The organism is Bacteroidota bacterium (assembly GCA_018266755.1).
Taxonomy (GTDB): Bacteria; Bacteroidota; Ignavibacteria; order Palsa-1295; family Palsa-1295; genus JAFDZW01.
The window spans coordinates 170,777-195,493 of record JAFDZW010000002.1; the positions used below are offsets into that span (position 1 = coordinate 170,777).

Annotated in this window: 20 protein-coding genes, 1 tRNA gene and 1 pseudogene; 16 read left to right on the forward strand and 6 right to left on the reverse strand. The window is 54.3% G+C overall.

Annotated features, from left to right (window positions below):
• Window positions 1-53 precede the first annotated feature (53 nt).
• The gene (pyk, locus tag JSS75_03235) at window positions 54-1,499 is read right to left on the reverse strand and encodes a pyruvate kinase (GenBank protein MBS1902697.1); all 1,446 of its coding nucleotides are present in this window, start codon (window positions 1,497-1,499) and stop codon (window positions 54-56) included.
• A gap of 255 nt (window positions 1,500-1,754) precedes the next feature.
• Here pyk and JSS75_03240 point away from each other — a divergent pair, with 255 nt between their 5' ends.
• The 10 genes and pseudogenes from JSS75_03240 (at window position 1,755) to JSS75_03285 (ending at window position 11,748) form a co-directional block, all read left to right on the forward strand.
• A complete protein-coding gene (locus JSS75_03240) occupies window positions 1,755-3,032 on the forward strand; it encodes a hypothetical protein (protein MBS1902698.1) in 1,278 nt (425 codons plus the stop codon).
• Between the two features lie 211 nt (window positions 3,033-3,243).
• Window positions 3,244-4,236: pseudogene (locus tag JSS75_03245) on the forward strand (hypothetical protein).
• A gap of 119 nt (window positions 4,237-4,355) precedes the next feature.
• Entirely contained in the window at window positions 4,356-5,174 is an 819-nt protein-coding gene (locus tag JSS75_03250) for a glycosyltransferase family protein (GenBank protein MBS1902699.1), read from the forward strand.
• Window positions 5,171-6,034 (forward strand): transketolase, encoded by an 864-nt coding sequence (locus JSS75_03255; GenBank protein MBS1902700.1) that lies wholly within the window; start codon window positions 5,171-5,173, stop codon window positions 6,032-6,034. The genes JSS75_03250 and JSS75_03255 overlap by 4 nt, the downstream gene beginning before the upstream one ends.
• A gap of 15 nt (window positions 6,035-6,049) precedes the next feature.
• The gene (locus JSS75_03260) at window positions 6,050-7,003 is read left to right on the forward strand and encodes a transketolase (protein MBS1902701.1); all 954 of its coding nucleotides are present in this window, start codon (window positions 6,050-6,052) and stop codon (window positions 7,001-7,003) included.
• A gap of 11 nt (window positions 7,004-7,014) precedes the next feature.
• Window positions 7,015-8,391: an aminotransferase class III-fold pyridoxal phosphate-dependent enzyme gene (locus tag JSS75_03265; protein MBS1902702.1), complete on the forward strand. Its 1,377-nt coding sequence runs from the start codon at window positions 7,015-7,017 to the stop codon at window positions 8,389-8,391.
• Window positions 8,392-8,526: 135 nt separating this feature from the next.
• Entirely contained in the window at window positions 8,527-9,330 is an 804-nt protein-coding gene (locus JSS75_03270; protein ID MBS1902703.1) for an SDR family oxidoreductase, read from the forward strand.
• A gap of 33 nt (window positions 9,331-9,363) precedes the next feature.
• Window positions 9,364-9,885, forward strand: coding sequence for a 3-deoxy-D-manno-octulosonate 8-phosphate phosphatase (locus JSS75_03275; protein ID MBS1902704.1), 522 nt, complete (start codon window positions 9,364-9,366; stop codon window positions 9,883-9,885).
• A gap of 95 nt (window positions 9,886-9,980) precedes the next feature.
• Window positions 9,981-10,880, forward strand: coding sequence for an N-acetylneuraminate synthase family protein (locus JSS75_03280; GenBank protein MBS1902705.1), 900 nt, complete (start codon window positions 9,981-9,983; stop codon window positions 10,878-10,880).
• Between the two features lie 94 nt (window positions 10,881-10,974).
• On the forward strand, window positions 10,975-11,748 hold the full coding sequence (locus JSS75_03285) for a sterol desaturase family protein (protein MBS1902706.1): 774 nt from the start codon (window positions 10,975-10,977) through the stop codon (window positions 11,746-11,748).
• A 20-nt stretch (window positions 11,749-11,768) separates the two neighbouring features.
• On the opposite strand, the gene JSS75_03290 is transcribed toward JSS75_03285, so the two are convergent.
• The 3 genes from JSS75_03290 to JSS75_03300 form a co-directional block, all read right to left on the reverse strand.
• Window positions 11,769-12,848, reverse strand: a complete 1,080-nt coding sequence (locus JSS75_03290) for a serine hydrolase (GenBank protein MBS1902707.1) — start codon at window positions 12,846-12,848, stop codon at window positions 11,769-11,771.
• Window positions 12,849-12,970: 122 nt separating this feature from the next.
• Window positions 12,971-13,047, reverse strand: a tRNA-Val gene (locus JSS75_03295).
• Between the two features lie 51 nt (window positions 13,048-13,098).
• Window positions 13,099-13,404 carry a hypothetical protein gene (locus JSS75_03300; protein ID MBS1902708.1) on the reverse strand — a complete coding sequence of 102 codons (306 nt, stop codon included), beginning with the start codon at window positions 13,402-13,404 and terminating at the stop codon, window positions 13,099-13,101.
• A 137-nt stretch (window positions 13,405-13,541) separates the two neighbouring features.
• On the opposite strand from JSS75_03300, the gene JSS75_03305 reads away from it, so the two are divergent.
• Window positions 13,542-15,752, forward strand: a complete 2,211-nt coding sequence (locus JSS75_03305; GenBank protein MBS1902709.1) for a hypothetical protein — start codon at window positions 13,542-13,544, stop codon at window positions 15,750-15,752.
• Here the strand turns inward: JSS75_03305 and JSS75_03310 are convergent.
• Window positions 15,704-16,342 (reverse strand): YigZ family protein, encoded by a 639-nt coding sequence (locus JSS75_03310; GenBank protein ID MBS1902710.1) that lies wholly within the window; start codon window positions 16,340-16,342, stop codon window positions 15,704-15,706. The genes JSS75_03305 and JSS75_03310 overlap by 49 nt on opposite strands.
• 77 nt (window positions 16,343-16,419) lie before the next feature.
• Between JSS75_03310 and bshA the strand changes: the two genes are divergently transcribed.
• The 3 genes from bshA to JSS75_03325 are packed head-to-tail and all read left to right on the forward strand — an operon-like array spanning window position 16,420 to window position 19,592.
• Window positions 16,420-17,565, forward strand: a complete 1,146-nt coding sequence (gene bshA, locus JSS75_03315; protein ID MBS1902711.1) for an N-acetyl-alpha-D-glucosaminyl L-malate synthase BshA — start codon at window positions 16,420-16,422, stop codon at window positions 17,563-17,565.
• 35 nt (window positions 17,566-17,600) lie between these two features.
• Window positions 17,601-18,749: a glycosyltransferase gene (locus JSS75_03320; GenBank protein MBS1902712.1), complete on the forward strand. Its 1,149-nt coding sequence runs from the start codon at window positions 17,601-17,603 to the stop codon at window positions 18,747-18,749.
• 6 nt (window positions 18,750-18,755) lie between these two features.
• Window positions 18,756-19,592, forward strand: coding sequence for a class I SAM-dependent methyltransferase (locus JSS75_03325; protein MBS1902713.1), 837 nt, complete (start codon window positions 18,756-18,758; stop codon window positions 19,590-19,592).
• A gap of 56 nt (window positions 19,593-19,648) precedes the next feature.
• Here JSS75_03325 and JSS75_03330 read toward each other — a convergent pair whose 3' ends face one another.
• Entirely contained in the window at window positions 19,649-22,072 is a 2,424-nt protein-coding gene (locus JSS75_03330; GenBank protein MBS1902714.1) for a hypothetical protein, read from the reverse strand.
• A 435-nt stretch (window positions 22,073-22,507) separates the two neighbouring features.
• Here JSS75_03330 and JSS75_03335 point away from each other — a divergent pair, with 435 nt between their 5' ends.
• Both JSS75_03335 and prmC read left to right on the forward strand, forming a co-directional pair.
• Window positions 22,508-23,860, forward strand: a complete 1,353-nt coding sequence (locus tag JSS75_03335) for a hypothetical protein (protein ID MBS1902715.1) — start codon at window positions 22,508-22,510, stop codon at window positions 23,858-23,860.
• Window positions 23,857-24,714: a peptide chain release factor N(5)-glutamine methyltransferase gene (prmC, locus tag JSS75_03340; GenBank protein ID MBS1902716.1), complete on the forward strand. Its 858-nt coding sequence runs from the start codon at window positions 23,857-23,859 to the stop codon at window positions 24,712-24,714. Before JSS75_03335 ends, prmC begins: the two co-directional genes overlap by 4 nt.
• The last annotated feature ends 3 nt before the right edge of the window (window positions 24,715-24,717 follow it).

Below are 24,717 nucleotides of genomic sequence, written 5' to 3' on the forward strand. Positions count from 1 at the left end.
TTTCGATGCTACACCCACACCTGAACTCAATAGCGTACAGAAATGAGAACCGATTAACCGAGGAAATGCACTTTGACGATATTGGTACTTGAGATCTGGAAGATGGGGTGCCCCGCCGTAAGCACGACATACCCTGTCTGCGGAATCAGATCGTGTTGCTGCGCCGACTCCACCATATAGTTCAGCGTATCGTCGAAACTCTGCACGCGTTCGAGCTTGAGGGGGATCACGCCACGATAGAATGCCATGCGACGCAATGATGCATCTTCGGTGCTCATGCCGATGATTGGTTTGGAAAACCGATACTTCGAGACAAACCGAACGCTTCGGCCAGAGAGCGTCGCGCAGATAATAGCATGCGAGGACACTTCCTCTGCCAGGACACAGGCAGCTCTGGCAACCGAATCGACCGCCTCAAGCGAGATATCCGACGCGGGCGCATACGTACTGCGCTTGCGCACGAAGCCGGAGCGTTCGGCCTGCAATGCAATCTCGCGCATCGTACGAACGACTTCGATCGGGAATGCCCCCACGCTCGTCTCGGCCGAGAGCATCACGCAATCCGAACCGTCGAACACCGCATTTGCAACGTCACTCGCTTCGGCACGGGTCGGGCGCGGATGATTGATCATCGACTCGAGCATCTGCGTAGCCGTGATGACCGGGATACCACGTTCGTTGGCCAGATCAATGATCCGCTTCTGTACCGGCGGTACTTGTTCGAGCGGCATCTCGACGCCGAGATCGCCACGTGCGACCATAATCATATCCGCAACATCGAGAATCGTCTCGATATGATCGACCGCCTCCGGCTTTTCGATCTTCGCAATGATCGGAATATCCGAACGTCGCAGTTCCGTCTGGAGCATGTGCTTGAGCTGTAGCACATCCCCCGCTCTGCGAACAAACGAAAGAGCGAGGGCGTCGACGCCGATCTCGCTGACGGCATAGCGCGCGAGTTCGCGGTCATGGTCAGTCAGCGCCGGAATACGAAGCTTCGTTCGCGGGAAGTTGATCCCTTTATGGCTTTTGAGAATACCGCCGTTTTTCACTCGCGTGCGGATCTCCGTCTTCGAGATGATCTCGTCGACGTATAAAATGATTGCGCCGTCATCGAGCAAGATCGGATCGTTAACAGACGTATCCTCGCCGAGATGCGGATAGCTTGTGGTGATCGTCTCCGATGTCGTCTTCCCTTCCGGGTCGAATGTAAGGACGGGGTGCGAGTCCGCAGTGATCTCCACGCCGTCTGCTTGTGCAGTTTCTCCAGTTCTGAGTTTCGGACCGGGCAGATCGCCGAGGATGGCGATATGCTCGCCAAGTCTGGCGCTAACCGCTCTGATCTTCTTTGCCGTTTCAAGATGCTCTTCCGGAGTCGAATGGGAAAAATTGAGCCGGGCGATGTTCATTCCGGCCCGGATTAGCTGCTCGATTGTTTCCTCGGAGTTGACGGCTGGGCCGAATGTGGCAATGATCTTCGTTTTCGGGCGTTCCTGCATAGGGCAAAAATACGGCCAACAGTGCGCTCAATCAGGCAAAATCGAGGAATTTTGCGACTTACGAAAAAAAAATGTGTACGTAGTGAAACAGCGAAGCCTCACCCCGTGTCGCTCAAGAAAGGATATTTGTGATAACACGCTTTAGAGCAGACAGGCGGATATCTCATTTCCCTTTGTAACCAGAGGAAGACACCGTTACAGCTTGCTACCCTAATTATGGGGAAATAACAGCCGTTCACTAATCGATTAATCATTATGAACACATCGTACTCATCCCGGACACTTCGAACCCTTCTGCTCGCAGTGATCGTATTCACCACTACCGAAGCGTTCGCAAGTCATGCACTCTTTGGCAGGTACTCATCGTATCGCCCACTGCGCTCGATCGCGCTGAGCTATACACCCAAGACCGACCTGCTCTTTTCCGGCACCGAACTCACTCCGGTCACCATCACGACACCAACGTTCAATGTCCCAGAGCTGATGACGCCGCTGTTCTCCGTTCAATCGGGCGGACATGATGACGGCAACGACTCGTCGCATGGCGGCGGGGGCGACGACTCATCTCACGGCGGTGGCGGTCATGACGGTGGAAGCGGCGGCTCGAACGATTCGAGCGGCGGCCATGGAGGACATGACAACGACAGCACCGGTCACGACGGTGGTAACGACTCGACCGGACATCACGGTGACAATGACAGCACCGGACATGATGGTGGTACCGATTCTACGGGTCATCACGGTAATGACGATAGCACCGGACACCACGATGACGACAGCACGGGCCACGATGGAGGCAACGATTCAACCGGTCATCACGGTAGTGACGACAGCACGCATTCACACTCTGACACGCTCGATTGCGGCGGACACGGCGAGCACCACCATGGTAACAACGGTCATGATAGCGTCGAGGTCAACGACTCGACCGAGCGCGCAATGTTCGGCAATCAGCACCAATCGATTGTGATCAAGTCCGACGGCTCGACGGCCATCGTCACCCTGCAATTCACTAACGATCTCACTCAAGCGATCGACGTGACGGGCCTGACACTGCAAACCGGTGCGAACTTCCATATCGCAGGCGAGGTACCCACCTCGACCAAACCGGTCTCGCTGCCCGCCGGAGGCAAACTGCCGATCACGATCGTCTTCGATGCAGCCGACGTCGCGGCGCACACCGACCAGCTCAATATCACGACGAATGCGCAACAGGCGACAGTTTCGCTCGAAGGGGTGCAGGTTGTTGCTGCCGGCGTGACATCAAGCGCAGATAACGGTGTGACGATTTCAATCTCCCCGAACCCCGCATCGAACGTCATCAAAGCAGGTGTGCACGGCTTGACGAACGTACGCATCGGCGTGTACACATCGAACGGAACAGAAGTATATGCTGCTTCATCGCTCGGCGAAACCTGGAGTTGGACACCGGATGTGCGCATCGCAAACGGACAATACCTCGTCCGCATCGACGGCATAACGTCAGATGGCCACACCTACAGCACGACACGTTCTGTAATACTTGCACGCTGAGAGTTTGATTGAACGAAACTCTTCGGACCCCGATACTTCATTCGTGAGTATCGGGGTCTGCTGTTTGTTGCGAGTTCAAACTCCTCCACCCTTCCTGCGAGACCATAACGTTTGCATAATACAGTGCTAATCGTTTGATATCGGAGCATGCGTTCGCCGAGCGCGTTTGTAGTACGTGTTTGAACCATCACGTACTACTTCGGCAACCATTATGCCCCGAGACGGATACCGGCACTCTCATTCGGCAGGGTCCGAACATCGACCGAAGATCCTCTTCATCTGCGGCTCGCTCAACCAGACGACGCAGATGCACCAGATCGCTGCGGCATTGCCGGAATGCGATGCCTACTTTACCCCGTATTATGCCGACGGCTTCATCGAAGGTCTTCGCAAGCGCGGCATGGCCGAGTTCACAATTCTCGGCGGAAAGCACTTCGCCCGGACGGTAGAATACTTGCGCGATCAACAATTCGACATTGATTATCGCGGTGAGCGGTTCGAGTACGATCTCGTCGTTCGATGTGCCGACCTCGTCGTCCCGCGCAATACACGCGGGACGCGCAGCATCCTTGTACAAGAAGGTATGACCGATCCTCGTAATCTGCGGTTTTACCTTATCAAGTATTTCGGGCTGCTCCCACGTTGGGCTGCGAGCACGGCAACCTTCGGCCTCAGCGATGAGTATGACCGGTTCTGTGTCGCAAGCGACGGATATCGCGAACACTTCATCGAAAACGGCATTCTGGCCGAAAAGCTTACGGTGACCGGTATTCCAAACTTCGACAACTGCGCGCGATTCCTCCGCAACGGCTTCCCGCACAGAGGCTATGTGCTCGTGTGCACCTCCGACATGCGTGAAACGCTGCGGTATGAGAATCGCCCGAAGTTTATTCAGAAATGCGTCGAGATCGCGGCAGGCCGTCAACTGATCTTCAAGCTTCATCCGAACGAGAACGTCGCTCGTGCGACGACAGAGATTAACACATTCGCTCCCGGTGCATTGGTCTATGCGACCGGCAAAGCGGAAGAAATGGTTGCCAATTGCGAGGTGCTCGTCACCCGATACTCGACGGTGATCTTCTATGCCGCGGCACTCGGCAAAGAGATACACTGCGACCTTGATAATGCCGAGATCAAGGCGCTCACGCCGGTTCAGAACGGACGTGCAGCGCTCAATATTGCCGATGTCTGCCGCGACGTACTCTCGGAGGATACGAACACACTTCCCCGCGGGAATGCCAAGATCCTTCGAAAGCACGCACGGAAAAACGACATCCGGCAATTACTCGGCTCTGACAAACGCAGATCGTTTCGATACGGTATATGAGAACAGTCATCGTCATCCAAGCTCGAACGGGCTCGTCTCGCTTGCCGGGGAAAGTGCTATTACCGTTGGCCGGCAAGACGCTGCTTGAACGAATGATCGAACGCGTGAGCGCGTCGTCGCTTGCCGACGAGATCGTCATCGCGACTACTATCGAACCACAGGACGATCCGATCGAGTCGCTCTGTGCAAGCACCGGGGTTCGCGTCTTTCGCGGCCACCCTACCGACTTACTCGACCGTCATCATGCAGCGGGGAAACTGCACGGCGCGGATATTGTCGTCAAGATCCCTTCCGATTGTCCGCTTATCGATCCTGCGGTGATCGACCGCGTCATCGGAACGTACCTCGAGGCACCGGATGCGTATGACTTCGTGAGTAACCTCCACCCTGCGACCTATCCCGATGGGAATGACGTCGAAGTACTGCCGATGCACATCCTGCATACTGCGTGGCTCGAAGCCTGCCGGGATTACGAACGAGAACACACTACTCCGTTCATCTGGGAACATCCTGAGCGCTTTCGTATCGGGAATGTCCGATGGGAGAGTGGGCTCGATTACTCGATGTCGCATCGCGTTACGATCGACTATATCGAGGACTATCAGTGCATTTGTCGCATCTTCGAAGATCTGTACACAAACGAGAATCCGATCTTCTCGCTCGCACAAATCGTCGAGTTGCTTGAATCTAAACCTCACATTGCGAAGATCAACAACCAGTTCGCGGGCGTGAATTGGTACCGAGATCATCTCGACGAACTTCGCACTATCACCCATGTGCAAACCCGCATTGCGCCGAATCAACTGTTCGCATGAGTCTCGGAGCCGAACGAATCCAACATCTTGAGTCGCTTGCACTGCGCGTGCGCGAGCATATCATTCGCATGGCCACCGACGGCGGCTGTTTTATCGGGGCGTCGCTCAGTTGTGCCGACCTGCTCGTGTACATGTATTCTGAAGTATTGAACATCTCGCCCAGCACGACCGCCGATCCGCAACGCGATTACTTCTTGCTCTCGAAGGGTCATGACGTTCCGGCGCTCTATGGCACGCTTGCAGAGCTCGGTTTCATCGATACGTCGCGTCTTACGAATCATCTCAAGACGAACGATTCGATCTATTGGCATCCGAACCGTGCCGTTGCCGGCGTGGAGTTTCACTCCGGTTCGCTCGGTCATCTGCTCTCGGTTGCGATCGGTATCGCGATGGATATCAAGCTCCGAGGCGGCTCGAACCGCGTCTTTGTCATTCTCGGGGATGGAGAATTGAACGAAGGGACGATCTGGGAGGGAGCTCTTGTCGCGGCCGCGAAGCATCTCGATAATCTCATCGCTATCGTTGACCGAAACGGCTTCCAGGCTAATATCCGTACCGAAGAATTACTTCCGCTCGAACCGATCGAGAACAAGTTCGCAGCCTTCGGATGGTCAGCGGCTCGTACCGATGGGCATGATTTTCTTGCGATGTCCGAGACCTTTGCCACGATTCCCTTCGCCGAAGGAGCGCCGACCGTGATCATTGCCGACACCGTACGAGGCAAAGGACTGCCCAGCATCGAAGCACGTGCAGACCGATGGTTCGTCAACTTCACGCATGATGAAGTGCGTCAGTTGCTCGGCGAACTGCACGGCCTCTCGGTCAGTACGCTTACGTCAACACCGCTCATGGTACGCTAACCGATCGGAACACCGATGAACTACGAACAGCAACTACTCGCCATCGCACAAGCCGACGAACGCATCGTCGTGATGACCGCCGAAAACCGAGCCGCGATCCGCAACCTTCCGGCAAAACTGGGTAACCGTTTCATCGATGTCGGCATTGCGGAACAGACGATGATCGCAGCCGCGGCGGGGCTTGCACTTCGGGGCCGCATCCCGGTCGTGCATGCGCTCGCGACATTCCTCACACTCCGAGCATTTGAGTTTATTCGCACCGACATCGGGATCGGCAGACTGCCAGTCGTCATTGTCGGCGGTGTACCCGGATTTCTCTCGGAGGCAAATGGACCCACACATCAGGCCATCGAGGACATCGCGTTGATGCGCGGCATCCCCGGGATGGGGGTGTTCTGTCCGTCGGATTCCGAAGAGCTTGTCGCTGCACTGCCGCAGATCGTAGCAAGCGCGCAGCCATACTATATCCGCTACTACAGCGGAGAACCGGTCGTGATGCATTCCGCATTTGCGCTTGGCAAGGCCGAGGTCTTCTGGTCATGTTACGGGGCAGGCGCAGCAGACGATGTGGCCATACTCACCTACGGATTCCTGCTCGAACAGGCACTTGAAGCGCAACAGATCTTACAATCGAACGGTCTGAGCGTCCGGGTCGTGAATCTGCGTACGCTCTCGCCGATCGATCGTGCGGCAATCGTCGATGCGGCGACATCCGTCGAACTCCTCGTCACCCTCGAAGACCATTTTGTCATTGGCGGCCTTTTCTCGATCGTTAGCGAGTTGCTCGTTCGCGAACGTATCCTTCCGAATGTGCTCCCCATCGCTCTCGAACAGCGCTGGTTCAAACCCGCGCTGCTACAGGATGTATTGGAATACGAGGGCTTCACCTCGGAAGCAATCGCCCGAAGAATCGCCGGACGTCTCGAAGCGGCAGATGCAACCGCAGACGTCCTAACCATCAGCTACTAACCGCAACTACTATGCCGAATATCGTTTCTCTCGATCAGGATTACCCGATCACGCTGAACTCGGAAGCGCTCTATGCCCGCAGCGAGGGGCTGATACCTGCCCATACGCAAACATTAGCCAAAGGACCGCGTCAATATGTCGGCGGTTCGCCAAAGTATCTCGATCATGGGAAAGGCTCGCATATATGGGATGTGGACGGTAACGAATTCATCGACTTTCAGATGGGCATCGGACCGCTCTCGCTCGGATATTGCTACAGTGTCGTCGATGAAGCGATCACGTCACAACTGGAGAAGGGCATCACATTCTCGCTCATGAGTCCGCTGGAAGTGGAAGTAGCGGAGCTGATCCGCTCCGTCGTCCCGAATGCGGAGATGGTGCGTTTCTCGAAGACGGGCTGCGATGTGACCACCGCTGCCATTCGCCTCGCGAGGGCCTATACCGGACGCGAGAAAGTGCTCTGTTGCGGCTATCACGGCTGGCATGACTGGTATATCGGTGTCACCGATCGCAGCAACGGCATCCCGCAGGCCGTTCAAGACCTTTCGTTCACATTCAACTACAACGACATCGAGTCCGTCCTCGCGTCCATCGACGAGAATACGGCCTGTGTGATCCTCGAACCGATCGTCTTCGAAGCGCCCCGAAATAATTTTCTGCAGGAGCTCAGCGACGTCTGCAAACGCTTCGGTGCGCTGCTTATCTTCGACGAAATGTGGACGGGTTTTCGCCTCGCACTCGGCGGCGCGCAGGAATACTTCGGCGTGAAAGCGGATCTCGCCTGCTTCTCGAAGGCTGTGGCGAACGGTATGCCGATCAGCATTCTCAGCGGCCGAGCCGAGATCATGCAGTTGTGCGAAAAAGACATCTTCTTCTTCACTACGTTCGGCGGCGAAGCGCTTTCGCTCGCCGCGACAAAAGCGACGATCACCGAGCTTCGCAAGAAGAATGTGCCACAACAACTGGCAGCGCAGGGCAGGAAGCTTCGCGAAGGCTATAACCGGATCGCCGAAGAACTCGAGATTTCGCACTACACCAAGTGCTCAGGCTTCGACTGTCGTACGATCGTCACATTCGATTCATCGGCAGGGAATCCGCTTGAACTGAAATCCTTAGTACAGCAGGAAATGATCAAGCGCGGCGTACTCTGGGGCGGGTTCCACAACATGAGCTTCTCGCATACCGACGCCGACATCGCGCACACGCTCGCTGCGTACCGGGAGGCGCTTGCGATTCTCAAAGTAGCTGTGGATACGGACACCGTTTCCAGTCGTCTCCGAGGTGAGCCCGTCGAACCGGTCTTCCGCCGAACGAGCAACTTCAATATGAAGCCGACGAAGGTTGTGAAGCAGAAATTAGTATCTTCATCTTGTAGTAACATAGTGTAAGGCATCGTCATTCTGAGCGAAGCGAAGAATCCTTCTGGCGGAACTTCACTGCGTTTCATCAAGGGATTCTTCGCTTCGCTCAGAATGACGTCTGCTTATAGAGAGCAAGCAAAGCCACTACATTCTATCACTTTTATGAACGATCTGTTTTCGCTTCGCGGCAAGGTTGCCATCGTCACCGGAGCGGTCGGGTTAATCGGCAAAGAACATTGTCGCGCACTCTGCGAGGCCGGTGCTGCGGTTGTCGTCGCGGATCTCAACGAAGAACACGCGCAGGCGTTTGCAGCGACATTACCGAATGCAATCGGTGCGCAATTGGATGTGACGAGTGCTGCATCCATCGTCGCATTGCGAGATAGACTGCTTCTAACATATGGCCACATTAACGTGCTGATCAACAACGCGGCGATCAACGATATGTTCGAGAGGCCGGAGCAAGCAGGCGAACTATCGAAATTCGAGAATTACCCTCTCTCGGCATGGCAGAAATCGCTCGATGTCAACCTTACCGGTACATTTCTGTGCTCGCAACTCTTCGGTACGGAAATGGCCAAGGCCGGCAGCGGCAGCATCATCAATGTGGCGAGTACCTATGGGATCGTCGCGCCGGACCAATCGCTCTACCGAATGCCGGACGGCTCGCAGGAATTTTATAAGTCGCCCTCCTACCCGGCTACGAAGGGAGCGGTGATCTCCTTTACCCGATTTCTGGCTGCATACTGGGGACATTGCGGCGTCCGCGTGAACACGCTCTCGCCGGGCGGTGTAGAAAATAGTCAGGATCCGCACTTTATTCAAAACTATTCTGCCAGAACTCCGCTTGGCAGGATGGCCGCGCCGAGTGATTACAAAGGCGCCATCGTCTTTCTTGCAAGCGACGCATCCAGATACATGACCGGAGCGAACCTTGTCGTCGATGGCGGATGGACGGCGTGGTAACGACGTGTGACGGATTAAACCTGAATTCTGACCGTGGCAGCAAAAAAACTTTCCGCAGCAGAGATCAAGCGTCGAGCTCGCAAGATCAAGCTCGTGCTCACCGATGTCGATGGTGTGCTCACCGATACCGGAGTGTATTATTCCGAAAACGGTGAAGTGATGAAACGCTTCTCGATCCGAGACGGCATGGGAGTCGAGCTGATGCGCGACCGGGGTATCGAAACAGCAATCATTACCCGTGAGAAATCGCCGTCGGTCAAGAAACGCGGCCAAAAACTCAAGATGCCCTGGATCTTCCTCGGGATCTGGAGCAAGGTCGAGTTCATCCCGACAATCCTGCAGAAGACAGGGCTACAAATGGACGAACTCGCCTATATCGGCGACGACGTCAACGATCTCGAGATCATTCAAGAGATCGCCAAGCACGGCCTGACCGCAACGCCCGGCGACGGCATGCCCGTGATTAAGCGCGAAGTACATTATATCGCACAGGCAAACGCCGGGTACGGAGCGTTTCGCGACTTCGCGGATTGGTTGCTCGCGATGCGCGAATGATTTCACAATAACATCGTAACGCTTCGGTAACCAGATCGGAATGAGTATTTGTGTTGTGGTGGTGTCTTGGGATTCACTAAAAAACCAGAGACCACATGACAACTCAAGCAGTCACTTCGATCGGTTCTCGCCTTGTCGGCGACGGCCACGAGACCTACGTTATCGCCGAGATCGGTATCAATCATAACGGTTCGCTCGAGCTTGCGAAGCTCCTCATCGACGGCGCAGTCCGTGCCGGTTGCGATGCCGTCAAATTCCAGAAACGTACTCCCGAGCTTTGCGTCCCTCGCGATCAATGGTATATCGAACGCGATACTCCGTGGGGCCGCATGACCTATATCGACTACCGGCACTATGTCGAGTTCGGCCACAAAGAATACACCGAGATCGATAAGCACTGCAAGGCGAAAGGCATTCAGTGGTTCGTCTCGTGCTGGGATTCCCCTTCGGTCGACTTCATTGAGCAGTTCAACCCTCCGGCGTACAAACTTCCGTCGGCAGCGCTCACTGACGTAGAACTCCTGGAGAAGAAGCGATCGACCGGCAAACCGCTCATCATCTCAACCGGCATGTCCACGATGCAAGAGATCGAAGCGGCTGTAGGCATCGTTGGTACGGAGAATCTCTTAATCGCGCATGCAACATCGACCTACCCGTGTCCGCTCGAGGAATTGAACCTCAAGATGATCAAGACGCTGAAGACGAAGTACCCGAACGTTCCGATCGGTTATAGCGGCCATGAAACGGGATTAGCCCCGACCGCAGCAGCTGTGGCAATGGGTGCGACGTTCGTCGAGCGTCACATTACCCTCGATCGTGCGATGTGGGGCTCCGATCAGGCTGCGTCGGTCGAAGTCGGGGGGCTTTCTCGGTTGGTCGAGATGATCCGCGATATCGAAAAAGCTTCCGGCGACGGTATCAAGCGTGTCTATGACAGCGAACTCGGGCCGAAGAAAAAGCTCCGCAAGTACCAGGAAATGCCAGTGTTCGCATAAGACAACCTCGTATTCGTTCTGAGCGCAGCGCTACCCTACCCCGCTGCGCTCAGAGGCGGAGTATATATTCGTTCATCTCCCCCCACTCGGACCGATGCTCGACCTTCGCATCCTCTCCCTTATCGTTATTTCCAGTTCGGCAATCGCTCTTATCGCATTAGAACGCCTGTTTCCGTACGACCCGAGACAACGATTCCTTCGCGAGCAGTTCTTCAACGACCTGCTCCTTTATACGATTGTCCAGAGTTATGTCCTCGGTGTGGGGATTGCATATCTGATCGGCTGGCTCGACTCCGCGAACAGTGTCGCAAGGCTTCACATCGTTTCCTCATGGGGAATCGGCTGGCAATTCGTGTTCTTTCTTGTGCTGCACGATCTCTATATCTATTGGTTTCACCGCTGGCAGCATCACTCCACCTATCTCTGGCGCATTCATGAGGCGCATCATTCCACTCATCACGTCGACTGGCTCTCCGGCAGCCGTTCGCATGCACTGGAGATCCTCATCAATCAATCGATTGAATTCGGCGTGATTGCACTGCTTGGGGGTGCACCGGAGGTCGCGATCTGGAAAGCGACGATCGACGCCGTCTGGGGGATGTACATCCACTCGAATCTGAATGTTCGCAGCGGTTGGCTGCAGCGGATTATTAACGGACCCGAAATGCACCGTTGGCATCATGCCACAGACGCCGATGCGCACAATAGTAATTTTTCAACCAAAATTGCCGCGTGGGACTGGCTCTTCGGGACGGCGTTCCTCCCTCTTGATCGCAAACCGCATGGATATGGGCTCGGGGACATTCACTTCCCCTCCACATATATCAAACAGCTCGTGTTTGCGTTTCGCCGCGAACACTCGAACTGAGCACTGACAAGCAATTCTGACTATTTCCTCTCGGTGGCAACAATACGATCGATCACGTCATGCAGTCGTCTTAATTCCGAACGGCCCCGGTTATTCTTCCCGAGCGTGCAGATCGTCACGATTACCATATCGAGGTCAGGGATGACACATAGCAATTGTCCGCCATACCCGCTGGCGAAATATACCTGATGTCCGTGCGACTGGCGACGCCACCAATAATACCCGTATCCATTCACGTGCGGCGCGACGTCCCAGTGCGCAAGTTCGGCGTGTTTTTGCCATGACTCATCGATCCACTCGGAGGGGAGAAGTTGCCGGCCACCGGCGACACCGTGATGAAGATATAATTCGCCGAGCCTCAGGGCGTCCGTCGCCGTACACCACAATTCGGATCCACCCAGCGATCGTCCTTCTGGGTCGGTTGCCCAGCGCACGACATGAATTCCGGCGGGGATGAACAACGCGGTATCGGCAAACGTCCGGATATCCGTCTTCACGCATCGTGAAAGAGCGACACCGAACATGTGCGCTGCGCCGGTACAATAGTTGAATGTATCACCCGGTTCGGTCTCGAACGGAAGATCAATCATGAATCGTACGGGATCGCTCGCTGAGCAATACTCGTCGATGATCGGACCGAACTCATGGTAGCGAAACCCTGCCTGCATTTGCATTAATTGGCGAAGGCTGAGCAGCTTGCGCAACGAATCGTCTTCACGAAGATCGGCGAGCGCTTCGGAGTCTTCGGGCGATTCGTGAAACCACACATTCTTTGCCAAACGATCGGGTATGCCGTACTCCGGCATAATCGTTAGAAACGGAGTATCAAGATCGGGGAGCAACCCACGAAGCCTCGCTGCGCCGGCGATCGACGAAACGAAGGTCTTCGTCATCGATTTCACATTGAATGGTGTCTGAGATGTCGCTCCATGAAAATACTCCTGGCACCGAACGGAGTCATGACGTTCGACAATGAACGCGGCAAGCGACGGGATCTGCTTCCCGGCTTCACGAACCAGGCGATCCGTTGGTGTTTGTCCGTTCGCTGGATGAGTGCTGCCGAGCAGCAGGAGTACGATCAGACCGACAACCCGTTGCATTCGTCCCATTGGTAGAAACGCACTATTGATAATAGAAGAACATCGGCGGGTACAAACGACAAACGCCGAAGGCGTTGCCTCCGGCGTTCTGAAATTCGGCATGTACCGTTCGGAATTCGAACTGGTGGGCAATACAGGATTCGAACCTGTGACCTTTTCCATGTCAAGGAAACGCGCTAACCAACTGCGCCAATTGCCCGAGTCGGGACGCCTTCAACAGCCCCGTCGCAAAGCAGGTTCCGAGCCGGAGTTATCCGATGCGCTTGGTAAGTGTACGGATCGTCTGTCGATCTTCGAGGCAGTCGCTAATGGCGATCACGAGTTCGCGGGTGTGCTCGTCGTAGTTATCTTCGAGGTTATCGAAGCTCTCGTTGTTGAAGCACTCATAGACCTCGACAAAGGCGTTGGCCTTCTCGTCGGAGGCGTAGACCGATACCTCGATCCCGCTCTGGGTTTCGTTGACCGCCCGGACAAACTGCTCGACAAGGTGCTGATACTGCACGATCTTGTCCAGCTTCACCGGATAGGAAATCGTTACAATGACGGTTGCTGACATTCTTCGTAATTAAGATAATCCGTGCAAAGTTACGTCAGAAATTTGCGCGGCCCACGAAGTCCGGCTGTTCGGGATGACGGGCGATCACCATCGAAATAACCCGTCGCGAACTTACTCGTTGGGTAAACGCTTCCACTATGCGCGAGACCATGATCTACCATTCCGTGCTTCGTCGCCAACTCCCCGGCATCGTGCTCGCTACGATGGCCGATGTCGCGCTCATCGCCTTAGGCAGCCCGCTGTTTCGGACGCTCGGATTTGAATATTCGGCACTGTCGGCACTCGTGCTGAGCATGATCGTCCCGTTCGCAGCGGCCACAGAGATCGATCACGATCGCCTGACCGATCGGCATGCATGGCAAGCACTCGGCGCCGTTGCAGTGTTGTATTCGCTGCTCCCATTATTGGTTTCGCTTGTGTCGCTTGTTGCCATTGCGAACTGCGCGTTTACCGATGGTCTGTTGTTCTATCTCGAGATCGTCCCCTTGACAGTGCTCGTCGGCATGCTTATCGGCATACTCTGCGCCGTATACATCGCACGGTTGTGGCTACGGCGACTCGCCATCGTACTTATCTGGGTTGTCACACTTGGATTGGGATTCGTCCCAGGATACCGAACATCACAGATATATTCGCTGAGTTGGCAGTATGGCTTCTTCCCCGGTTTTGTTTGGGACGAATACATCCGCATTCGTCCGCAATACTGGGCGACACGAATACACGATCTGGTGTATCCCATTTTCTTTCTGTTGCTCGCTCTACGGGCACAATCGAAACACTGGTGGCCCATGGCAGTACTGGCGGTGGTCGTTGCTCTCTTCGTCATGGTTGGGAATACAAGCACCCCGAGCGCAAACATTGCGGTAGTCAGGGAAGACGGGAAGCGGACCGCACCGCTCACTCACACAGAAACCATTGGGAATGTACGAGTCCATTATTCGGCCTCTGCATTTACCGACGACGAGGCAGAGTATTTGCGTGCCGAAATCAGACATGCGCAAGAGGAGATCGAAGCATATCTGCACCTGCCACACCCATCGACACCACTCGATATCTATATCTATGACTCCGTCGACGATATGGATGAATATGTCGGGACTCGTTCGGCGAGCATCTCGAAACCGTGGCAAGCTACACTATACATCGCACGGGAAAATCTGCGTTCGCTCAAGCACGAGCTTACCCATGTGATGCTCGCATCGTACGGGAGATTTCCGTTCGATGTGAGTTATAGTACCGGACTCACGGAAGGTGTCGCCGAAGCGACTGCACCGGAGTTCGATGGCATCCACTCGCTCGACGAACTCGCCGCCTCGATCCTCGAGATGCATTATGGCGACGGCGTTACCGGAATTATGGCCTTTACGGGTTTCGCATCCAATGCCTCGAGCAATAGTTATGTGCTCGCAGGGTCGTTCTCGTCCTATCTCATCCGCCGCTACGGGCCGCAGAAGTATCTCGATTGCTACACGACCCGCGACTTCGAACGATGTTTCGGCAAATCGCTCGAAGCGCTCGATGCCGAATGGAAGAACGACATCCTGAAGCAGCCGCAAACGTTCAGCCCGTTCGATAGTGTGCGCCTTCGCTACTACTTCGATCGTCGCTCCATCATTGCCGATCCATGTTTGCGACGAATCGGCACGCTGATGCACAACGCCCGGCTCGCATCGTCGGCAGATCGGTATCACGAGGCCGACAGCATCTATGCTGCAGTGTTGCACAAAGCTGACCGCTCCGATGCACTTTCTGGAAGAGTATATTCGTTGATGCGGCTCGGCGACTTTGCTGCAGCACTCGCCGTGCTCGATACTACCAACCCTGGCTCGCACGACCGTATGCTTGTACCCCAGCATGTCCTGCGCGGCGACTTAGTATTCATTACAACGCGCGATACCGCTGCTGCTATGCGCGAATGGAGAATCGCCGCAGCATTACAACTCGGCAGCGACCAATTTCTGAACGCAATGGCGCGTTTGTGGTGCATAGGCGGTGCCCGCGATCTCGATTCAGTTATCTCTCGTTTGAAAGAAGCATATCGCGACGGTCACCCATTCTCTGTTGGTGGCAAGAGAGGGCTCTTGCTGCCGAGAAACGACAGCGACACACTGTTTCTGATTGGGAGGTCGTATCTGCGATCGCGACAGTTTGCCTCGGAGGGCCGATTACGCCATCAGGCGAGCGAGCTCTTTCGATGTGTTGTATTGCTCGGGGAGTATAGACGATCGCATCAAAGTGCTGAACTCGAACTGTTCACACGGTTGACAACCGAACTATCGAATCGGCTCGATGCTGTCTTTCATACTTCGCTCTCGGCATCAACTTCAGAGATCAAGACGGTGCCATAGAACGCAGCCTCGAGATCCGCTTTGAATGACGACGCAATTCCTTTACGGACCGACACGCGAACGGTGATGTTCTCGCCGAACTCCGCAGATCGCGCAGCGATCTCATATTTGGCGAGGAATCGTTCAAGTGCGGAGTGCAGATCGTACGAGCACACGATCTCAAACTGCCGAAGGAGCAGAATTTCCGTTCGCTGCGAATGGGCAACCGCCGACGACGCCGCCTCGCTATATGAGCGAACCAGCCCGCCGGTGCCGAGTTTCGTCCCGCCGAAATAACGCGTCACAACACATAGAATATTCGTGAGCCCTGCACCCGCAAGCACCTGCAGAATGGGTTTTCCAGCGGTGCCGGAAGGCTCACCGTCGTCGGCCGCACGTGTAAGCTCGCCGCGAATCCCGAGGCGATACGCGTAACAGTGGTGCGTGGCATCGTAGAACTCCTTGCGGATACGCTCGAGATGGTCGTCTGCTTCTTCTTTGGACGAAACGGGGATCAGATCGGCAATGAATCGGGACGAACGTTCTTTGAGCTCGCGCGCACGCAGCGGTGCGGCGATGGTGACGTAGGAGTCGGTCTCGTTCGGGTTCATCGAAGGATGCAAACAAGATTATGCGTACTTTTGACCGCGAAGATTGTTAAACACCCGAACGTATTGTTATTGCGGCTATGAACATTGGCATCACATGTTATCCGACCTACGGCGGCTCCGGCATTGTGGCAACGGAGCTCGGCAAATCGCTTGCACAACGAGGGCATAAAGTACACTTCATCACGTATGCACTGCCGATGCGCCTGACTGGTATCGGTACCGTCGGCGACGCAGCATATATCGATAACATTTTCTACCACGAGGTGGAAATGTCCACCTATCCCCTCTTCGAGTTTCCGATGTACGAACTCGCGCTTGCGAGCAAGATGGTCGAAGTAGCTCGCTATGAGAAGCTCGACCTGATCCATGCACACTACGCTATCCCGCACGCAACGAGCGCGTATCTGGCGAAACAAATCCTCGGCGGCGACCTCAAGATCGTCACTACGCTGCACGGCACTGACATCACGCTCGTCGGGCAGGAACCGAGCTTCGAACCGTTGATGAAATTCTCGATCGAAGCATCCGACATCGTGACATCGGTCTCCGAATTTCTCAAACGCGAGACGATCGAGAATTACGGCATCCGCAAAGACGTCATTGCCATCCCGAACTTCGTCGATACCGAAATCTTCCGCCCGATCCCGACCGCGAAGAACCTGCGTCGCATGCTCGCACCGAACGCCGAGAAAGTATTGGTTCATGTGTCGAATTTCCGTGCGGTCAAACGTGTCAGCGATGCCATCAAGGCGTTCAAGCTGGTGCTCGACCGTGGTGTGAAAGCCAAGTTCTTGCTCGTTGGCGACGGGCCGGACCGCGCCGAGTGCGAATCGCTCGCCCGCCAGCTCGGCATCTGGAATCACACCCGATTCCTCGGTAAGCAGGCAGAGCTTGCATCGATCCTTTCGGCAAGCGATATTTTTCTTATCCCTTCGGGCAACGAAAGCTTCGGTCTGGCGGCGCTCGAGGCGATGGCATGCGGTTTGCCGGTTATCTCCAGCGATATCGGCGGGCTTCCCGAAGTGAACGTCGATGGGAAAACCGGATACATCGTCCCGATGGGCAATGTCGAGGCACTGGCCGACCGCACATACTCGCTATTGACTAACGAGCCGTTGCGCCAACAGATGGGCAAAGCGGCGCTCGACCATGCAACCGGCAACTTCACGAAAGAGCAGATCGTCCCGATCTACGAGCAAGCGTACGAACAAGCGATGAAATGAACGTCGCCCGCGCTCTGCTGTTGTAGTATCCCAGTATGAAATTCGTTATCGTCGGCACGGCCTACCCGCTCCGTGGCGGCATCGCTCAATACGTCGGGCTCCTGTACAAGGCATTGCGCGAACGCGGCCACGAGGCCGAGATCGTCACGTTCAGCCGCCAATATCCGAAAATCCTCTTTCCGGGGAAATTCCAAGAGGAAAAGGGCGATCCGGGAGTAGCGGTCGATAGCATTCAGGTCATCGACTCCGTCAATCCGCTAAGCTGGCGTAAGGCCGGCAAGATCGTCGCATCGTTCGAACCCGACGCAGTCATCTTCAAATTTTGGCTTCCGTTCTTTGCTCCGGCATACGGCGTGATCGCGCGTACCGTGAAGAAGCTCATGCGGCGCAAGCGAAGGAACACGAAGATCATCTTCATTGCCGATAACGTCATCCCGCATGAAAAACGCCCTGGGGACCGTGCGCTGACGAACTATGCATTCAGCGTCGTCGATCACTTCATCGTCCAATCGAAGGCGGTCGAACGCGACCTGCAGATCGTCAAACCCGACGCATCGTACCTGCGGCTGGAGCACCCCGTCTTCGAATCGTTCGGCGCACCCATCGATCGTGCAGCCGCACGCGAGAAACTCGGTATCGAAGCGGATGCCGAGGTATTATTATACTTTGGCTTCATCCGCAAATACAAAGGGATCGATATTGCCATTCGGGCAGTGGCCGATGTTGCCCAGTTGCGTCCGAATATCCTGCTCCTGGTTGCAGGCGAACGCTATAACGGCGAAGAAGACTATCGCGCACTCGCCGCATCGCTCGGCCTGACGGAGAAGAACATCCGATTCTTCGATCATTATATTTCGAACGACGACGTGCCGGTCTTTTTCAGCGCATCGAACGCGTCGCTGCTTCCCTATCGGAGTGCGACACAATCCGGCGTCGTCCAGATCGCCTACAATTACGACCAGCCCGTGATCGCCACCGCAGTCGGCGGCTTACCGGAGATCGTCATCGACGGCAAGAGCGGCCTCATCGCACCGGAGCCGACACCCGAAGCGGTCGCCTCGTCCATCGAGCGATTCTTTGCCGGGGGATTGGAACCGTCGCTTCGCGAGGGCGTCCGGGCCGAAAAGCCCAAATATCTCTGGAGCACATTCGTGGAAGGAATCGAACGGCTCGTGCGTTCATAACCCCCTATGGCAAGACTATCGGCCGAGACCACCGCTCTGCTCGCACCGCTCGAGTCGCGCAGCGACCTCAACCCCTACGAACGCTATTATTTCGGCTACCAGTACGGGTTAGGCCGCGAATATATCGCGCCGTACCTGAAGTCGAACGGTGTGAAGCTCGCCGGTGCGAACATCTGCGAGATCGGCTGCGGTGAAAGCGGCGTCTTGGCGGCGCTCGCACAGGAAGGCCCTGCCGAAGTACTGGGGATCGATATTCGCGACCTCGCGATCGCATCGTCGCAAAAAGCGTTCGATGCCTTTGGTCTCAACGCAGAATTCGCGATCCACAATATCACCGACGACCCGACCCCCGAGCGCTGGAAGGAGCATTTCGATTTTGTAACGCTCCGCGATGTCATCGAGCACCTCAACGATACCGAGACCTCGCTTCGCAACGTGATGGAGTTCGTCAAACCCGGCGGTTGGCTCTTCATCGTCTTCCCGCCATATTATTCTCCATTCGGCGCACATCAGCACTTGCTCGACAATACGATGGGCAAGATGCCATATATTCAGGGACTGCCGGATGCAATCTTTAACCGCGCATATAAGAATGCACGATTGCAGATCGACGTCGAGGAAGTTTCGCGCCTGCGTACAATTCGCCTAACCATTGCGAAGATGCGCAGTGCAATCAAAAATGCCCGACTCGAACTCGTGCGCGAAGAATTGTACTTTATTCGCCCAGTGTTCAAAATGAAGTTCGGGCTGCCTCCGATCAAAGCCAACGCGTTGAAGTTCATCCCTGGCGTTCGCGAACTCGTGGCACTCGAAGCGTCGTACTTACTTCGAAAACCACAATAAAAAAATCCAGCCAGATGGCTGGATTTTGAACTCTCCTCGAACAATGTATTTTGTATTTACTGTGGTCGACCGAACACGTGGAAATTGAACCGGTAGTCCCACGCGTCGCATGTTACTCCATTACATAAGTGTGTAGCGTTCCAAGTATAGTTACGTTGTGTCACTACAATGTTAAATTTGTTTGCAATAACTGGAGTCACACTGATAAAGGCGTCACATGTTGTATTGACCAGCGTAGCCGTCGCCGCCAGCCCGAGCCAACTGTTGAGGCGGTTGCATTGCTGATCGGTGGTGTGGAGGTACACCGTAAATGTCCCAGGTGCAGTTTCTCGCACACTATCAACGCCAAAGTCTGTGATATTCGTCACTCCTCGGGGATAGTTAATTGGGGCAAGCGGAGCCGCATTCCCAAGGTTTGTCGGGGTAACATCGCCCCACGCATAGCAAACATTATCCGTATAGGTACCTCCCTTGATCGCACCGCGAACCGCACCGGTATTATTCACATCGTATACTACGGAATGACCATTGTACGATACGTAGAAAGCATTACTCCGGACATCATTTACTCCATCGACGAGATGTCCATTCCCAACGATGAACAGCTTCCCATTGTAGTCGTCTGAATTTGTTTGCCAGGGCGCATCGATTCCAGTGAACTGTGTCGCACCTGTGGGTACGCGAATATCGTCCCAATATGCGACGACAGCTTGTCCATAGGAATTAGTTTGGTTATTATTTCCACCGAGAATTGACGAGGAGAAAGCATCGGTTACATTTTGTGCTCCACCACTGATCGTCGCAAAGCGGTGAGTTGCTCCTCCTTTTGTATGGTTCAGATACCCACCGGCAATCACGCTACTCGATGTTTCGATGGTATCGTAAAAGCCACCACCTATTGCCGAATAAGTGTTGTCCGTGGATCCGGTATCACGATAGTTGATAGAATTCCACGCCCCACCACTAATTGTTGCCGCGAAGGAGTTCCCTTGTATGGAGTTGTAATAACCACCCCCGATTACAGTAGCACTTGCTTGGGTACCAGAAATTAGGTTATGAGATCCACCACCGATAGCACTATGATCGAGGGTATTTACGGTTGTGGTTTGGATGCTGTTGGCTTCCCCCCCTGTGATCACACCATGATGAGCAAAGGTGGAGTTGTTCTCACCTCCTCCTATAAAGGAATGATGTGCATTTGTGTCGATATCATTTGATTTACCACCACCGATCGTTCCATGGTCAGAGCCGGTGGCCACGGTATTCAATTCCCCGCCCGTAATCGCGCTTAGGTTTGAGACAACGTGATTCTGTGCGCCCCCTCCAATTGCCGAATTAGTCCCGGAAGCTGAATTGTTGGCAGTTTCAGGACCATCAATTGCCCCACCCCCAATGAACGCTCCGAAACCTGAGGCCGTATTGTTTCCACCTCCGCAAATAGCTGCTTCTTCGGCGGTCACTTGATTATTTTCTCCGCCCGCTATAACAGATTCTTCTCCCGAAGCTAAATTCATGAATCCGCCACCGATTGTAGAAAGATTACCTTGAGCGAAATTAGTATCACCTCCACCCACAGTACTACGGTGACCGAACGCTCGGTTGTCCTGACCGCCCCCGATCGTGGCAAAAATGGGAGCACCTGCACCGTTCACTGTCGTATTGCCACATCCTCCTGAGATGGTATTGGTAGTCTCCCCATTATCGTCATTCTGATCGGTTGTACATCCTTGATGTGCTATCCACTGCGGTGTATTGTTCCCGAGTCCGTTGAGAACATTCAGAGAAAGACTCCCTGTTTTAGAATCATAGGTAAAATACGTATTTTGTCCATCCTGAAGATTCAAGACCGATGCTTTACCCGTGATCTGCTTCCCATTTACAGAAATTGCTCCTACAAAATCCGTTTGCATTTTTTCCGCTGTAACCGATTGATCCGGAATGGATAATGCATACGGAGAGCTTGACAAAGGAGTTAGTGGCTTCATCTCCGGACTATGGTCGATACTGACGCCTAACCAGAGCTGTTTACTGAAGTCTAGTCCACTGGAGAACGGGTAAATACCGCTACCAAGCTGGAGACTGAAGATACCGTTAACAACAGTTGTGAGATACTGGCCACTCCAAGCAATTTGTCTGCCTTCAGGATCAAAATACAGTGTCGTCTGCACTTGATGCACGCCCGTTGCCGGCGAACCTGCATCGGCAGTAATGGAACCTTGGTATGTGATTACTCTCGGTGCTCGCGTTGTATTTGTCGATTGACAGTACACCACTTGTGTAGCCGCACACGAGAAAATAAGCAAAACGGCTACAGCAACTCCAAGAAGTTGCTGACGGAACGTTCCCCACGGGGATTGATTTCGAGTTTTCATTTCGATAGTTGAACTAGTAACTGAAATAATTACTCGAGTCAGTATGTTGACCTTTAGTATTGGGCAAGCAGGTTCAACACACCGCTCAAGCGGCAGTGTATCTGCCATTACACAGGGAGGCGGAGTTAGCGCTTCGCTTCCCAAAATTTTTGTTTGGTAGTGCTATACTATTGATAGATGCCAGACTTTAAGGCATTACTGTCGTTGGTAGTAAACCAGATAGATGAAATGATAAAACATACTTCAAATGAGACGAATGTGATAAATATGAACAGAATGTATCGACCACAACTATGTATCTCGTCTTGAAGTTGTTGACAACCCTAACTGTCACAAATATAAGCACCAAATTTTTAGAATGCAATAGTAAGAGACTGTTTTTTTAATTTTTTAATTCAACCCCATATCGCAATCGGTTGGATAGTTGAAGATTGCTGTTCCTTCACCATAGACACGATCGATACCCCGTCAAGCGAAATTTTGCACACGAACTAGGTGTTCTGCAACCCAGAACTTGGCAAATACCTCTGTCTCAAACCAACTGTGCCGATTCCTAACGAACGATACGTACTCTTCATCTCCTACTACTTTCCACCGGCCGGAGGGCCAGGGGTGCAGCGCGTCACGAAATTCGTCCGGTATTTGCGTGAGTTCGGCTGGACGCCGATCGTACTCGTCCCGGAAAATCCGCAGTATCAGGCACTCGACCCTTCGCTTGCAGCCGAGATCCCCGAGGGAACGATCATTCGGCGTTCGCCTATTTTCGAGCCACATAACCTGTATAAGAAATTCGTCGGGATGGACAAAAGCGCTCCGCTCGATGTGAACGTCAATGAGCGTGGGAAGGGCGGGTCGTCAGTCAAGAAATCGCTCGCGAATTTCATCCGTTCTACATTTTTCATTCCGGACGCACGTATTGGCTGGAAGCGTGCTGCCGTGCGCGAAGGGTTGAAACTCTGCAAAGAGTATCCGATCTCGGCGATCTATACATCGTCACCACCATACACCGTTTCGCTCATCGGACGATCAATTGCGAAGAAGACCGGATTACCGTTCGTTGCGGGGTTCCGCGACCCATGGTCAGGCTTCGAGAGCTCGACACCGAACCGGTGGCTCATCCCAAAGATGATCGACCAATCGCTCGAACACAGCGTTTTTCGCGATGCGACGAGGATCGATGTCGCATGGGAAGGGATCATTGCCGATGCACTCGGCAAGTATCCCGAGTTGCCACGCGAGAAGTTCGTGCACATCCCGAACGGCTTCGATAGCGCCGATTTCCCCGAAGAAAATATTACCACACGCGCTCATCGTGAGCACGGACCGAAGTTCGTTCTGACCTACAGCGGTTCGCTCTACGGCCCGCGCAATCCGGCGAGTCTCTTTGCCGCGCTCGAACTGCTGCTTTCGCGAGGAGAGATCGACCCGTCGAAGATCATACTCCGATTCGTCGGACGCTTCGGTGACGACATTCATGCGATGATGGACGCGCCGAACATCAAACCGATGATCGAGAAACACGGGTACGTCGCTCACTCGAAAGCGGTGGAGTTCGTCAGCGACAGCGATGCATTACTATTGATCGTCGACGATACACCGACGGTTGCGGCTATTGTGCCAGGCAAAGTGTATGAGTATCTGGGCTCAATGCGCCCGATGCTTGCCATCGCTCCGCCCGATGGTGCGATTGGCGGCTTACTCCGACAGACTGGCGGTGGCGAAACCGCCGCTGCAAAGGACATCGAAGGACAAGCCGCTGCATTCAAGCGAATGTATGATCGCTGGCTCCGAGGCGAAGAAGCATCGTCCGGAATGCTCGTCGATGAGATCATTCGGTTCGAGCGTCGCGAAAGCACACGTGTGCTTGCTACTGTGTTCGATTCGTTAACACGATGAGCACCTGGGCGGAGTTGATCGCTGACGGAGCTGCCGCGCTCGAGTCACACGGGCTCGGCGAAGCCGAGATCACGGCCGAATATCTTGCCGCGCATATCCTCGGTGTATGGGACCGATCGGACTTGCGACCGTTGCGCCTCTCGCCCGCGACCGAAACTCAGCATCTTCAATTTGATAATCTGCTCCGCCGACGTCTGGCCCACGAACCTGTCCAGTACATTATCGGAGAGACGGAATTCTACGGGCTGCGCCTGTATTGCACTCCTGCCGCGCTGATCCCTCGCGCCGAAACAGAAATACTCGTTGAAGAAGCAATCAAGGAGATTCGCGAACGGGGCGGCGCTTGCAGTGTCCTTGATATCGGTACCGGAAGCGGCGCGATTGCGCTTGCAATTGCAACGCATTGTCCGTCATCGAATGTCGTCGGGATCGATATTTCAACCGACGCCATCTCGCTGGCAAAACAGAATGCGAAACGATTAGCCATTACAAACATCGAACTTCGGCAACTTCGATTTCCTCAGATGCTCAACGACCTCGACCGACGCTTCGATCTGCTCGTTTCGAACCCGCCGTACATCCCTGCGCACGAAATGGAGCTCATTGCCGACGAGGTCCGCTCGTTCGAACCCCACATGGCGCTGACCGATAATGCAAATGGGTTTTCGTTCTACGAGGCAATCGCAGAACATGCGGCCGAACTATTACATCCGAACGGAGTGATCGTGGTCGAAACCGAATACAAAGGGGCGCCGCATGTGCGGGAAATGTTCGCCGGCCATGGATTGCATATCGTTCGTAGTGTGAATGACTTGCTCGGGCACGAACGCGTTGTCGTAGCCAATCGTCCATAATCA